The sequence below is a fragment of the Streptomyces sp. NPDC007088 genome (genome assembly GCF_042869355.1).
In the GTDB taxonomy this organism is placed as follows: Bacteria; Actinomycetota; Actinomycetes; order Streptomycetales; family Streptomycetaceae; genus Streptomyces.
The window spans coordinates 289,490-303,442 of sequence record NZ_JBIAFO010000005.1; the positions used below are offsets into that span (position 1 = coordinate 289,490).

The 13,953-nt window shown below is 73.4% G+C and carries 14 protein-coding genes; 13 read left to right on the forward strand and 1 reads right to left on the reverse strand.

Annotated features, from left to right (window positions below):
• Position 1: 1 nt before the first annotated feature.
• The 11 genes from ruvX (at position 2) to ACFYMP_RS11025 (ending at position 11,346) form a co-directional block, all read left to right on the forward strand.
• The gene (gene ruvX / locus ACFYMP_RS10975; RefSeq protein WP_388853997.1) at positions 2-466 is read left to right on the forward strand and encodes a Holliday junction resolvase RuvX; all 465 of its coding nucleotides are present in this window, start codon (positions 2-4) and stop codon (positions 464-466) included.
• A gap of 127 nt (positions 467-593) precedes the next feature.
• A complete protein-coding gene (gene mltG / locus ACFYMP_RS10980) occupies positions 594-2,432 on the forward strand; it encodes an endolytic transglycosylase MltG (protein WP_388854000.1) in 1,839 nt (612 codons plus the stop codon).
• Positions 2,433-2,514: 82 nt separating this feature from the next.
• A complete protein-coding gene (locus ACFYMP_RS10985) occupies positions 2,515-3,342 on the forward strand; it encodes a shikimate dehydrogenase (RefSeq protein ID WP_388854003.1) in 828 nt (275 codons plus the stop codon).
• Between the two features lie 185 nt (positions 3,343-3,527).
• On the forward strand, positions 3,528-4,712 hold the full coding sequence (gene aroC, locus ACFYMP_RS10990) for a chorismate synthase (protein WP_388854006.1): 1,185 nt from the start codon (positions 3,528-3,530) through the stop codon (positions 4,710-4,712).
• Positions 4,709-5,224: a shikimate kinase gene (locus tag ACFYMP_RS10995; protein ID WP_388854009.1), complete on the forward strand. Its 516-nt coding sequence runs from the start codon at positions 4,709-4,711 to the stop codon at positions 5,222-5,224. The genes aroC and ACFYMP_RS10995 overlap by 4 nt, the downstream gene beginning before the upstream one ends.
• Complete coding sequence (gene aroB / locus ACFYMP_RS11000; RefSeq protein ID WP_388854012.1) at positions 5,221-6,348, forward strand: 3-dehydroquinate synthase; 1,128 nt, start codon at positions 5,221-5,223, stop codon at positions 6,346-6,348. The genes ACFYMP_RS10995 and aroB overlap by 4 nt, the downstream gene beginning before the upstream one ends.
• Positions 6,349-6,514: 166 nt before the next feature.
• Positions 6,515-7,378, forward strand: coding sequence for an AAA family ATPase (locus ACFYMP_RS11005; RefSeq protein ID WP_388854015.1), 864 nt, complete (start codon positions 6,515-6,517; stop codon positions 7,376-7,378).
• 113 nt (positions 7,379-7,491) lie between these two features.
• Entirely contained in the window at positions 7,492-8,607 is a 1,116-nt protein-coding gene (locus tag ACFYMP_RS11010) for a M24 family metallopeptidase (RefSeq protein ID WP_388854018.1), read from the forward strand.
• Positions 8,608-8,696: 89 nt separating this feature from the next.
• Positions 8,697-9,263 carry an elongation factor P gene (gene efp / locus ACFYMP_RS11015; RefSeq protein WP_363148040.1) on the forward strand — a complete coding sequence of 189 codons (567 nt, stop codon included), beginning with the start codon at positions 8,697-8,699 and terminating at the stop codon, positions 9,261-9,263.
• A 2-nt stretch (positions 9,264-9,265) separates the two neighbouring features.
• Complete coding sequence (nusB, locus tag ACFYMP_RS11020; protein WP_388854022.1) at positions 9,266-9,700, forward strand: transcription antitermination factor NusB; 435 nt, start codon at positions 9,266-9,268, stop codon at positions 9,698-9,700.
• 140 nt (positions 9,701-9,840) lie between these two features.
• The gene (locus tag ACFYMP_RS11025; protein WP_388854025.1) at positions 9,841-11,346 is read left to right on the forward strand and encodes a pyridoxal phosphate-dependent decarboxylase family protein; all 1,506 of its coding nucleotides are present in this window, start codon (positions 9,841-9,843) and stop codon (positions 11,344-11,346) included.
• Positions 11,347-11,471: 125 nt separating this feature from the next.
• Here ACFYMP_RS11025 and bldD read toward each other — a convergent pair whose 3' ends face one another.
• Entirely contained in the window at positions 11,472-11,972 is a 501-nt protein-coding gene (gene bldD, locus ACFYMP_RS11030) for a transcriptional regulator BldD (protein ID WP_046907471.1), read from the reverse strand.
• Positions 11,973-12,194: 222 nt separating this feature from the next.
• Here bldD and pyrR point away from each other — a divergent pair, with 222 nt between their 5' ends.
• Together pyrR and ACFYMP_RS11040 are read left to right on the forward strand one after the other, a co-directional pair.
• The gene (gene pyrR, locus ACFYMP_RS11035) at positions 12,195-12,809 is read left to right on the forward strand and encodes a bifunctional pyr operon transcriptional regulator/uracil phosphoribosyltransferase PyrR (RefSeq protein ID WP_388854029.1); all 615 of its coding nucleotides are present in this window, start codon (positions 12,195-12,197) and stop codon (positions 12,807-12,809) included.
• Between the two features lie 128 nt (positions 12,810-12,937).
• A complete protein-coding gene (locus ACFYMP_RS11040) occupies positions 12,938-13,948 on the forward strand; it encodes an aspartate carbamoyltransferase catalytic subunit (RefSeq protein ID WP_388854032.1) in 1,011 nt (336 codons plus the stop codon).
• The last annotated feature ends 5 nt before the right edge of the window (positions 13,949-13,953 follow it).

Consider the following 13,953-nt stretch of genomic DNA (forward strand, 5'->3'; position numbering starts at 1 on the left):
CGTGCGCAGAGGACGCCGCCTCGCGATCGACGTCGGGGACGCCCGGATCGGGGTCGCCTCCTGCGACCCCGACGGGGTCCTCGCGACCCCGGTCGAGACCGTGCCGGGACGTGACGTCCCGGCCGCCCAGCGCCGGCTCGGGGCGCTGGCCGAGGAGTACGAGCCGATCGAGATCGTGGTGGGCCTGCCCCGCTCCCTCAACGGGGGAGAGGGGCCGGCCGCCGCGAAGGTCCGCGCTTTCACCCGGGAACTGGCCCTGCTGGTCGCGCCCGTTCCGGTGAGGCTGGTGGACGAGAGAATGACCACCGTGACGGCGAGTCAGGGTCTGCGGGCCTCCGGGGTGAAATCGAAAAAGGGCAGGTCGGTCATTGATCAGGCCGCCGCTGTGATCATTCTCCAATCCGCTCTGGAATCCGAGCGGCGGACCGGTCAGGCCCCTGGGGAGGGCGTCCAAGTGGCCCCCTGATCGCGGTACGGTAACGTTCCGCGCGATGCGGTGGCATTCGAACAGCCGCCGCACAGCAGAGAGACGGAGCCATGGCTGTGCGAACCCAACAGGACACAGCGTTCCGTCCCGCGGCGCTAGGGGACTGATGACTGAGTATGGGCGGGGCCAGGGCCCCGGACCGTGGCACCCCGAGGACCCCCTTTACGGGGACCAGGGATGGGTGCAGGGCGAGGACCCGTACCGCGGACAGCAGGACCAGCAGCAGCCCTACCCCCAGCAGCAGTACGACGCCTGGGGCAACCCGGTGGTCTACGACCAGCACGGTTACCCCCAGGGGCAGCAGCAGGCGTACGGCGCCGACCCCTCCGGGCAGGGCGGCGGACACGACCCCGGGCACGGCCGGCAGGGCTACCCGGGGGAGGCGGGCCCGCAGTACCCCTCGTACCAGCAGCCGCAGCAGCCCCAGCAGTACGGCGGGCAGCAGGCCCCTCAGCAGTACGGCGGCCAGCAGCAGCCCCCGGCCCCCCAGCAGTACGGCAACGGCTGGGACACCGGCCGGCCGCAGACGCCCTACGGCGGTGAGCAGAGCGGTCAGTACGGCGCGGGGCAGGACGGGTACGGCCAGGGCGACCCCTACGGCCAGGACGGCCAGGGCGACCCCTACGGCCAGGGTTACCCGGCCACCGGCCCCGCGCACGGGTACCAGGAGCCGCAGCCGCCCGCCGCCCCGGCGGAGCCGGCTGACGGCGACTGGGACCCCGAGCGGGGCGAACCCGAACACCCCTTCTTCGCGAGCGACGGGGACGCGGGCCGCGCCCGCGGCGGCCGGGAACGCGAGCGCGACGACGAGAACGACGAGGACGGGGGCGGGGCGGCGGACCGGCACGGCCGGCGCGGCGGCGGCAAGCCCAAGAAGCGCCGCAGCGGCTGCGCCTGCCTGGTCGTCGCGGTGGTCCTGGTCGGCGGGGGCGGCGGCGCCGCCTACTACGGCTACCACCTCTACCAGGACCGCTTCGGCCCGGCCCCCGACTACGCGGGCGAGGGCAGCGGCACCGTCGTGGTCGAGATCCCGGACGGCGCGACCGGCATCGTCATGGGCAACCGCCTCAAGGAGAAGGGCGTCGTCAAGAGCGTCGACGCGTTCACCGAGGCGCAGGGCAGCGTCCCCCAGGGCAAGACGGTCCAGCCCGGGTTCTACACCCTGCGCAAGGGCATGTCGGCCAAGAGCGCGGTCGACCTCATGCTCAGCCCGAAGAGCCGCAACACCCTGATCGTGCCCGAGGGCTACCGCAACTCCTGGGTGTACGCGCAGATCGACGACCGGCTCGGCCTCGCGAAGGGCACGACGGCCAGGACCGCCAAGGACGACTGGAAGAGCCTCGGCCTGCCGAAGTGGGCCAATTCCGACAAGGACATCAAGGACCCGCTGGAAGGCTTCCTCTTCCCCTCGGCCTACTCCGTGTCCAAGGGCCAGAAGCCGCAGGACGTGCTCAAGCGCATGGTCGCCCAGGCGGACAAGCAGTACGAGCGGCTCGACATCGTGGGCCAGTCGAAGAAACTCGACCTGAAGAGCCCGCTCCAGCTCGTCACCGTGGCCAGCCTGGTGAACGCGGAGGGCCTGAACCACTCCGACTTCGAGAAGATGGCGGAGGTCGTCTACAACCGCCTGAAACCCGGGAACACCGAGACCAACGGGATGCTGGAGTTCGACTCCACGTACAACTACGCGATGAACCAGAGCAAACTCGACATGACGCAGGCGCAACTGCGGAAAACGGATCATCCGTACAACACGTACTTCTACAAGGGACTTCCGCCGGGCCCGATCGGAAATCCCGGAGCGGACGCCCTTTCCGGCGCGATGAAACCGTCCAAGGACGGTTGGTACTATTTCGCGGCGATCGGCGACAAGACGACATTCACCAAGACGTACAAGGAACACGAGAAAATCGCCGACGAGGTCGGAAAGCTGCAGAACCAGTAATGCGACGCAAGGCCGGACGTCCCGGCCGGGCCGTTTTCCCCGGACGGGCCGGGGACCGCACCGCGACAGACAGGGAGTGGGAGTGACCGGCGAACACAAGGCCGCCGTCCTCGGTTCCCCCATCGCGCACTCGCTCTCCCCGGTCCTGCACCGGGCGGCCTACGAGGCGCTGGGCCTGACCGGATGGACGTACGAGCGCTTCGAGACGGACGAGGCGGCCCTGCCCGGCTTCCTCGACGGACTCGGACCGCAGTGGGCGGGGCTCTCCCTCACCATGCCGCTCAAACGTGCCGTGCTGCCGCTGCTCGACTCCGTCAGCGACGCCGCCGCCTCCGTCGAGGCCGTCAACACCGTCGTGTTCGGGCCGGACGGCCGGCGTACCGGGGACAACACCGACATCCCCGGGATGATCGCCGCGCTCGCCGAACGCGGCGTCACGAGCGTCGAGTCCGCCGCGATCCTCGGGGCCGGCGCCACCGCCTCCTCCGCTCTCGCCGCGCTCTCCCACATCTGCTCCGGAGAGGTCGTCGTGTACGTGCGCAGCGCCGCCCGCGCCGCCGAGATGCGCGGCTGGGGGGAGCGCCTCGGCGTTCCCGTGCGCACCGAGAGCTGGGAGCAGGCCGCCGAGGCCCTGCGGGCCCCGCTCGTCGTGGCCACCACCCCCGCGGGCAGTACCGACGCGCTCGCCGCGGAGGTCCCCGCCGCGGCCGGGACGCTCTTCGACGTGCTCTACGAGCCGTGGCCCACCCCGCTCGCCGCGCGCTGGTCCGCGCGCGGCGGAGCCGTCGTCGGGGGGCTCGACCTCCTGGTCCACCAGGCGGTGCTCCAGGTCGAGCAGATGACCGGACACCACCAGGCCCCGCTCGCGGCGATGCGCGCGGCGGGCGAGAAGGCCCTCGCGGCGCGCTGAGGGCGCGGGCCGCCGGGCGGCGCAAGCGGCCCGTGACGCACCCCGGTGGCCACCCGCGCCCGTCCCGGCAGATGGACCCGTGCCGATTCCCCCGCACCCTCGTGGGAGGATCGGGGGCGGCGGGGCCGGGCCGCGCACCGGCCGCGCCGTCGCAGTTCCAGGCGCGAGCAGGAGGAGGAGCACCGTTGAGCAGGCTGCGTTGGCTGACCGCGGGGGAGTCGCACGGACCCGCACTCGTGGCGACGCTGGAGGGACTTCCCGCCGGCGTGCCCATCACCACCGACATGGTGGCCGACCACCTCGCCCGGCGCCGCCTCGGCTACGGACGCGGTGCCCGGATGAAGTTCGAGCGCGACGAGGTCACCTTCCTCGGCGGCGTGCGCCACGGACTCACCCTCGGCTCCCCGGTCGCCGTCATGGTCGGCAACACCGAGTGGCCCAAGTGGGAACAGGTCATGGCCGCGGACCCGGTCGACCCGGCCCTCCTGGCCGAGTCCGCCCGCAACGCACCGCTCACCCGGCCGCGCCCCGGCCACGCCGACCTCGCCGGGATGCAGAAGTACGGCTTCGACGAGGCCCGCCCGATCCTGGAGCGCGCCTCCGCGCGCGAGACCGCCGCCCGCGTCGCCCTCGGCGCCGTGGCCCGCTCGTACCTGAGGGAGACGGCCGGGATCGAGGTCGTCAGCCACGTCGTCGAGCTGGCCACCGCGAAGGCGCCCTACGGGGTGCTGCCGACCCCCTCCGACGTCGAACGGCTCGACGCCGACCCGGTGCGCTGCCTCGACGCCGCCGCGAGCGAGGCGATGGTCGCCGAGATCGACCAGGCCCACAAGGACGGCGACACCCTCGGAGGCGTCGTCGAGGTCCTGGCCTACGACGTGCCTGTCGGCCTGGGCTCGCACGTCCACTGGGACCGCAGGCTCGACGCCCGCCTCGCCGCCGCCCTCATGGGCATCCAGGCCATCAAGGGCGTCGAGGTCGGCGACGGCTTCGGCCTCGCCCGGGTCCCCGGCTCCCAGGCGCACGACGAGATCGTCGGCACCGAGGACGGCATCCGGCGCTCCACCGGCCGCTCCGGCGGCACCGAGGGCGGTCTGTCCACCGGCGAACTGCTCCGGGTGCGCGCCGCGATGAAGCCGATCGCGACCGTCCCGAAGGCCCTGGCCACCGTCGACGTCGCGACCGGCGAGGCCACCAAGGCCCACCACCAGCGCTCCGACGTGTGCGCCGTACCGGCCGCCGGGATCGTCGCCGAGGCGATGGTCGCCCTCGTCCTCGCCGACGCCGTGGCCGAGAAGTTCGGCGGCGACTCGGTGCCCGAGACCCGGCGCAACGTCCGCTCGTACCTCGACCACCTCCAGATCCGGTGACCGGGCCGCTGCTCGTCCTGGTCGGCCCGATGGGCGTCGGCAAGTCCACGGTGGGCGAACTGCTCGCCGAACGGCTGGGCACCACCTACCGGGACACCGACGCCGACATCGTCGCCGCCCAGGGCCGCGAGATCTCCGACATCTTCGTGGACGAGGGGGAGGAGCACTTCCGCGCCCTGGAGCGGGAGGCCGTACGCGCCGCCGTCGCCGGACACGACGGGGTCCTCGCGCTGGGCGGCGGCGCCGTCCTCGACGCCACGACCCGGGCCCTGCTGCGGGAACTGCCCGTCGTCTACCTCTCGATGGACATCGAGGAGGCCGTGCGCCGCACCGGGCTCGCCACGGCCCGCCCGCTGCTCGCGGTCAACCCCCGCCGCCAGTGGCGCGAGCTGATGGACGCCCGCCGTCACCTGTACACCGAGGTCGCCCGGGTGGTCGTCGCCACCGACGGCCGCACCCCCGAAGAGGTCGCCGCGGCGGTCCTGGACGCACTGGAGCTGAAGAAAGCGTGAGCGAGAACACCGTCGGGGCACCCACCCGTATCCAGGTGGGCGGCACCCCGGGCACCGAGCCCTACGAGGTGCTGGTCGGCCGTCAGCTCCTGGGCGAACTGCCCGGCCTGATCGGCGAGAAGGCCCAGCGCGTCGCCGTCATCCACCCGGAGGCGCTCGCCGAGACCGGCGAGGCCCTCCGTGCCGACCTCGCCGACCAGGGCTACGAGGCCATCGCGATCCAGGTGCCCAACGCCGAGGAGGCCAAGACCGCCGAGGTCGCCGCCTACTGCTGGACCGCGCTCGGCCAGTCCGGCTTCACCCGCACGGACGTCGTCGTCGGCGTCGGCGGCGGCGCCACCACCGACCTCGCGGGCTTCGTCGCGGCGAGCTGGCTGCGCGGGGTGCGCTGGGTCGCGGTGCCCACGACCGTGCTCGGCATGGTGGACGCGGCCGTCGGCGGCAAGACCGGGATCAACACCGCCGAGGGCAAGAACCTCGTCGGTGCCTTCCACCCGCCCGCCGGGGTGCTGTGCGACCTCGCCGCCCTGGACTCGCTGCCGGTCAACGACTTCGTCAGCGGGCTCGCCGAGATCATCAAGGCCGGTTTCATCGCCGACCCGGTCATCCTCGACCTGATCGAGCAGGACCCGGTCGCCGCCCGCACCCCGGCGGGAGCGCACACGGCCGAACTGATCGAGCGGTCCGTCCGCGTCAAGGCGGAGGTCGTCTCCGGCGACCTCAAGGAGGCGGGCCGGCGCGAGATCCTCAACTACGGGCACACCCTGGCCCACGCGATCGAGAAGAACGAGCGCTACACGTGGCGGCACGGCGCCGCCGTCTCCGTCGGCATGGTCTTCGCCGCCGAACTCGGCCGGCTCGCCGGCCGCCTCGACGACGCGACCGCCGACCGGCACCGCGCCGTCCTGGAGTCGGTCGGACTGCCGCTCACCTACCGCGGCGACCAGTGGCCCAGGCTCCTGGAGAACATGAAGCTCGACAAGAAGTCCCGGGGCAACCTGCTGCGCTTCATCGTCCTGGACGGGCTCGCCAAGCCGTCCGTGCTGGAGGGCCCCGACCCGGCCGTCCTGCTCGCCGCGTACGGAGAGGTCTCGGACGGCCCCGGACACGGCGACCGCGCCTGAACACCCCGGCCCGCCGCCCGAGCGGGCGGGCACGTCACCGGCTCCCCGGCCGTTCACACAACGACGGCCGGGGACGGTACCGTTCGCTGGACGCCCGGGGGAACCGCTCCTTCACCCCCTCGCGTCCAACGCCTGTACGAGCCGGTACGAGACGGAGTGGCACGGGATGCAGCAGTCAGCGGGATCGGCGTCGGCACCGGGGCCCTGGCCGCCGCCCTCCCACCCCTTCGCGCCGGGCCCGTCGGCCCCCGCGGGCTCAGGCCCGCCGACCCTGCCGCTGCGCGCCGGCCAGGGCCCCCCGCCCGGCGCCGTACCGCAGCCGCCGCGCCCCCCGCAGGGACCGCCCCCGCCGGCCGCCCCGCCCGCGCAGGCCGCCGCCTTCCCGTCCGAGGCCACCGGCCACGTGCCGCTCCCGGCCGGGACACCCGTCGCCGTGCCGCCCCCGCCGCACGGGCCGCTCGCCGGTACCGGGAGCACGACCCTCGCGGTCCTGCTCATCGGGCCCGCCGGGGCGGGGAAGACGACCGTCGCCAAGTACTGGGCCGCGCGCCGCCCCGTGCCCACCGCGCACATCAGCCTCGACGACGTACGCGAGTGGGTGCACTCGGGTTTCGCCGACCCGCAGAGCGGCTGGAACGACCACTCCGAGGCGCAGTACCGGCTGGCCCGGCGCACCTGCGGCTTCGCCGCGCGCAACTTCCTGGCCAACGGCATCTCCTGCATCCTGGACGACGCCGTCTTCCCGGACCGCCCCGTGGTCGGGCTCGGCGGCTGGAAACGGCACGTGGGGCCGGGGCTGCTGCCCGTGGTCCTGCTCCCGGGGCTGGAGATCGTGCTGGAGCGCAACGCGGCCCGCAGCGGCAACCGGCGCCTCGGCGACGAGGAGGTCGCCCGCATCCACGGCCGGATGGCCGGATGGTACGGATCGGGGCTGCCCATCATCGACAACTCCCAGCTCGACGTCGCCGCGACCGCCCAGTGCCTCGACGAGGTGCTGGCCCGCGCGATAGCCAGCCCGCCCCCGTGGTGAGCGTCCCGCGCGGGCAGCCCCTCGCGCGGGCCCGCGCACCCCTCTCGCGGCGCCCGCACCCGGTCGGACGCGCAGAACCGGCCGCCACCGCGAGCCGAACTTAGGCTCGCCCCATGGCAGAGGCGTACGCGGCACGCAGGGACCGGCTCAGGGAGCGCTACACGGGCGGCGGCCAAGCGGCCGCCGTCGTCTCCCGCCCGGCCAACGTCCGGTATCTGAGCGGAGCGGCCCCGCAGGACGCCGTCCTGCTGCTGGCCGCCGAACGCGGTGGCGAGGACATCCTGCTCAGCCCCCGGCTGCCCACCGGCCTCGCCTCCGAGGGCCGGCCCGACGAGGCCCTGCGGGTGCACGTCATGGCCTGTCCCACCGCAGACCCGGCCGTGGCCGCCGCCGAGATGGCCGCCGCGAGCGGGGCCGAGGCGCTCGCCGTCGAGGAGCACGACCTGACGGTGGCCCGCCACCGCGCCCTCGCCGAGACCGCGCCGCGACTGCGGCTGACCGACCTGGGCCGGGCCGTGGAGCAGCTGCGGCTGGTCAAGGACGAGGAGGAGATCGGCGCCCTGCGGATCGCCGCCGAGATCGCCGACCAGGCCCTGGGCGAACTGCTCGAATCCATCCTCGTGGGCCGCACCGAACGGCATCTCGCGCTGGAGCTGGAGCGCCGGCTCATCGACCACGGCGCGGACGGGCCCGCCTTCCCCACCTCGGTCGCCACCGGCCCGAACGCCGGCCTCGGCCGACACCGGCCCACCGACCGCCGCGTCGAGGAGGGCGACTTCCTCTCCGTGTGCCTGGGCGCCGGCTACCGGGGCTACCGCAGCGAGATCGGCCGGACGTTCGTCATCGGCACCGCCCCCGAGGAGTGGCAGATCGAGCTGTACGACCTCGTGTTCGCCGCTCAGCGGGCCGGCCGCGAGGCCCTGACCCCGGGCAGGGCCTGCCGCGACGTGGACCGCGCGGTGCGCCAGGTGCTGGAGTCCGCCGGCTACGCGGAGGGCCTTCCCGCGTCCACCGGGCACGGGGTGGGGCTCGAAAACGACGAGGACCCGCAGATCGCCCCGGCGGCCATGGGTAAACTGGACGCTTGTGTGCCGGTCACCGTCGAACCGGGGGTCCACCTCCCGGGCCGGGGCGGGGTCCGGATCGATGACACACTCGTTGTCCGCCCCGAGGCGGACGGCGGGCCCGAGCTACTCACCATCACGACCAAGGAACTGCTCGCGCTCTAGCGCGCCTGCCTTCTCCTCGGTCGTCCACCAGCTCTTCCCCGGGCCTCGGCCGGGGGGAGAGGCCCCATCGTCCAGGAGATTCCGCAACCGTGGCTTCCACGAACGACCTCAAGAACGGCCTGGTGCTGAAGCTCGACAACGGCCAGCTCTGGTCCGTCGTCGAGTTCCAGCACGTCAAGCCCGGCAAGGGCCCCGCCTTCGTGCGCACCAAGCTCAAGAACGTGCTCTCCGGCAAGGTCGTCGACAAGACCTTCAACGCCGGCGTCAAGGTCGAGACGGCCAACGTCGACAAGCGCGGGATGCAGTACTCGTACAAGGACGGCGAGTACTTCGTCTTCATGGACATGGACACCTACGATCAGGTGCACATCGACCCGAAGGTCGTCGGCGACGCCGCCAACTACCTGCTTGAGGGCTTCGAGGCCGTCGTCGCGATGTACGAGGGCAACCCCCTCTACGTCGAGCTGCCCGCCGCCGTCGAGCTGGTCATCGCCAACACCGAGCCCGGTGTCCAGGGCGACCGCTCCACCGGTGGCACCAAGCCCGCCGAGCTGGAGACCGGTTACTCGATCGCCGTCCCGCTGTTCATCACGACCGGCGAGAAGATCAAGGTCGACACCCGCACCGGCGACTACCTCGGCCGGGTGAACAGCTAACCGTGGCTGCCCGCAACACGGCCCGGAAACGAGCTTTCCAGATCCTCTTCGAGGCCGACCAGCGCGGAGCCGACGTGCTCACGGTCCTCGCCGACTGGGTCCGGCACTCCCGCTCCGACACCCGACAGCCTCCGGTCAGCGAGTACACGATGGAGCTGGTCGAGGGGTACGCGCGGCACGCGCGCCGCATCGACGAGCTGATCTCGCAGTACGCCGTCGACTGGTCGCTGGACCGCATGCCGGTCGTCGACCGCAACATCCTGCGGCTCGGGGCCCACGAACTGGTCTGGGTGGACGGCACCCCCGACGCCGTCGTCCTGGACGAGGCGGTGGAACTCGCCAAGGAGTTCTCCACCGACGAGTCCCCGGCCTTCGTGAACGGCCTGCTGGGCCGTTTCAAGGACCTCAAGCCGGGGCTGCGCCGCGAGGACGACTGACCCGCGCACCGGCCTGTGAACGGGCCCGCCGCACCCCCACGGGTGCGGCGGGCCCGTTCTGTCTCCGCGGGCCCGTTCCCGTCGGCTCCCGCCCGGTCCACCATGTGAAGCCGAGCGACGAGAGCGAAGGAGCGCGCCCAATGATCCGCAGCACACAGCCGCCCCCGGCGTCCGGGCCGCAGGAGCCGCAGGACGGGGAGGCGGACACCGGAGAAGACCGGATACTCGCCCGGCTGCGCGCGCTGCGCGCCGGCGACCTGCCCGTCAAGGGCGGCCGGACGATGGCCTACGTCTACGATCCGGGGCTTGCCGGACTCGACGAGCTGGCCGCCGCCGCGCACGCCGCCTACGCCGGGGTCAACGGCCTGGACATGACCGTCTTCCCGAGCGTCGTGGTGCTGGAGAACGACATCGTGGGCCGCGCCGCCCGGCTGCTGGGCGGGGACGCCACGACGGCCGGCACCTTCACGAGCGGCGGTACCGAGTCCTGCCTCCTGGCCGTCCTCACGGCACGCGAACACGCCCGCGTCGTCCGGGGGGTGACGCGCCCCCAGCTCGTCCTGCCGGTCACCGCCCACGCGGCCTTCCACAAGGCCGCGCACCTCTTCGGCCTCGACGTCGTGAGCGTCCCCGTGGACCCCGTGAGCTTCACCCCGGACCCGGCGGCCGTCCGCGCCGCGCTCGGCCCGCGCACCGCCCTCGTGGTGGCCTCGGCGCCCTCGTACGCCCACGGGGTGCTCGACCCGGTCGCGGAGATCGCCGCGGCGGCGGCGGAAGCGGGCGTGCTCTGCCATGTCGACGCGTGCATCGGCGGCTGGTACCTCGGGCACCTGCGGCGGACCGGGGAGGGCGCCGGGCTGCCCGCCTTCGACCTGTCGGTGCCCGGGGTCACCTCCCTGTCCGTCGACCTCCACAAGTACGGCTACACCCCGAAGGGCGCCTCGGTGCTGCTGTTCCGGGACGCCGGGCTGCGCCGCCACGGCTGGTTCGCGCACGCCTCCTGGCCCGGCTACCCGGTGGTCAACGCGACCCTCCAGGGCACCAAGTCGGCGGGCCCGCTCGCGGCGGCCTGGGCGGTGCTGGAACGCGTCGGCACTGAGGGGTACACGGAACTCGCCCTGCGGGTGCACCACGCCCACCGCGCCCTGTGCGCGGGCATCGAGGAGATCGACGGGCTGCGCGTCCTGGGCGGGCCGGCCGCCTCGCTGATCGCCGTGGCGGCCGAGGACGAGGACGTGGACCCCTTCGTGGTGGCCGACGAGATGCGCGCCGCGGGCTGGTACCTCCAGCCCCAGCCGGCCGCCGCGGGTTCCCCCGCCAACCTGCATCTGACGGTCACCGCGGCCGCGGCGGGAGCCGGCACCGTGCGCGCGCTGCTGGACGACCTCGCGCGCGCGGTGGTGCGGGCCCGCGCCCACGGACCGGTGCGCGTCGACCCCGCGCTGGTCGCGGCCGCCGGGGCCCTCGACCCGGAGCGGCTCGGCCCGCAGGAGGTGGAGCAGGCCCTCGGACTCGCCGGGGTGGGCCCCGACGGGGCGCTGCCCGAGCGCATGGCGCCCGTGCTCGCGGTACTCCAGGCCCTGCCGCCCCGGCTCGCGGAGCGGCTGCTGCCCGAGGTGATCGGACGGCGGTACCGGGCCGTCTGAGGGGCCGCAAGCCGCCTGAAGGGGCGCGGAGACGGCACCGCCCGGTGGGGCGGACGGCCCACCGGCCGTCCGCCCCACCGGGCGGGACGTTTCCCCTACGGGCCGCGGGGCCCGGTGGGGGTCGCTCAGTTGTCCTCGTGAGCCACCGCGCGGCGGGCGTCCGCGTCGAGGACGCCCCAGCTGATGAGCTGCTCGGTCAGGACCGAGGGGGACTGGTCGTAGATCACGGCGAGGGTGCGCAGGTCGTCCTGGCGGATCGACAGCACCTTGCCGTTGTAGTCCCCGCGCTGGGACTGGATGGTGGCCGCGTAACGCTGGAGCGGGCCCGCCTTCTCGGCCGGGACGTGCGCGAGGCGCTCCAGGTCGAGAACGAGCTTCGGCGGCGGCTCGGCGGCGCCCCCGGGCGTCGTGCCGGGCAGCAGCTCCTGGACCGGAACCCCGTAGAAATCGGCCAGCTCGGCAAGGCGCTGCACGGTGACGGCACGGTCTCCGCGCTCGTACGAACCGACCACGACCGCCTTCCACCGGCCCTGCGACTTCTCCTCGACTCCGTGGAGGGAGAGGCCCTGCTGGGTGCGGATGGCCCGGAGCTTGGCCCCGAGCTGTTTGGCGTATTCGCTGGACATATAGCTCCCCGGACACTGTGACATGGTGCGGCCCAGCCGCGAGGCTGGTCACTCACTGTGAGGTTACGCAGCGTGACTTGGCTGCGTCAAGCGGAACAGGTGGACCGGTCTCCCGGAGGAGGGGGTGGTCCGGGTTCATTCTTCCTCCTGGTAGCGTGGGTGGCGCAATTCCGACGTCCTTTAAGAACCGTCCCGTGAGGCGGAGAAGGAGGTCCGTTTCCGATGGACAGCTCTTCACCCACCCCCGACTCCCCGAGCGCCGGACCGGCCGAGGCCCGCCCCGTGCTCGAAGGCCCCGACATCGCGCGGGCGCTCACCCGCATCGCCCACGAGATCGTCGAACGCGCCAAGGGCGCCGACGACGTGGTGCTGCTCGGCATCCCCACCCGGGGTGTCCACCTCGCCCGGCGCCTCGCCGCGAAGCTGGAGGACGTCACGGGCCGCGCCATCCCCGCCGGATCGCTGGACATCACGATGTACCGCGACGACCTGCGGATGAAGCCCGCCCGCGCCCTCGGCCGCACCGAGATCCCCGCCGACGGGATCGACGGCCGCCTCGTCGTCCTCGTGGACGACGTCCTGTTCTCCGGACGCACCATCCGCGCCGCCCTCGACGCCCTCGGCGACATCGGCCGCCCGCGCGCCGTCCAGCTCGCCGTCCTCGTCGACCGGGGCCACCGGGAGCTGCCGATCCGCGCCGACTACGTGGGCAAGAACCTGCCGACCTCGCTGCGCGAGACGGTCCGCGTCCAGCTCGCCGAGGAGGACGGCAGGGACGCCGTGCTGCTGGGCGTCCCCGCCCGCCCCGAGACCGGGCAGGTCCCCGGCGCCCTCTGACGCACACCCGTCCGGCCCCTCTGGTCCGTACGGGTGAGCCCGTGTGCCCGCACGCCTCCCCTCGCGCCGCCCGCGCCCCCGCCGCGACGCGCCCCACCGCCCCCAGCCGTACCCTCCTGGAGTCCCAGATGATGCGACACCTCATCTCGGCCGCCGACCTCTCCCGCCAAGACGCCGTACTGATCCTCGACACCGCCGAGGAAATGGCGCGGGTGGCCGACCGGCCCATCAAGAAACTGCCGACCCTGCGGGGCCGCACCGTGGTCAACCTCTTCTTCGAGGACTCGACCCGGACCCGGATCTCCTTCGAGGCGGCCGAGAAGCGCCTGTCCGCCGACGTCATCAACTTCAGCGCCAAAGGCTCCAGCGTCTCCAAGGGCGAGTCCCTCAAGGACACCGCGCAGACCCTGGAGGCGATGGGCGTCGACGCCGTCGTCATCCGGCACGGGGCCTCCGGGGCGCCCTACCGGCTGGCGACCTCCGACTGGATCGACGCCGCCGTGATCAACGCGGGCGACGGCACCCACCAGCACCCCACACAGGCGCTTCTGGACGCCTTCACGATGCGCCGCCGCCTCATCGGCAGGGACGCCGGACTCGGCCAGGACCTGGCCGGCAAGCGGATCACGATCGTCGGCGACATCCTGCACAGCCGGGTCGCGCGCTCCAACGTCGACCTGCTGCACACCCTCGGCGCGCACGTCACCCTCGTCGCCCCGCCCACCCTGCTGCCGGTCGGCGCCGGGAACTGGCCCTGCGAGGTCTCCTACGACCTCGACGCGGTGCTGCCCGCCTCCGACGCGGTGATGATGCTGCGCGTCCAGCGCGAGCGCATGAACGCGGCCTTCTTCCCGACCGAGCGCGAGTACTCCCGGCGCTACGGGCTGGACGCGGCCCGCATGGCGCGGATGCCGGGCGAGGCCATCGTGATGCACCCCGGGCCGATGGTCCGCGGCATGGAGATCACCGCCGAGGTCGCCGACTCCCCGCGCTGCACCGTGGTCGAGCAGGTCGCCAACGGCGTGTCCGTCCGGATGGCCGTGCTGTACCTGCTGCTCGGCGGCCAGGAACCGGCCCCCACCCACGAGCGCCCCGCGCCCGCCAGCCCCGTACCCGCCGCCCCCGCCGAGGAGAAGTGAACGAC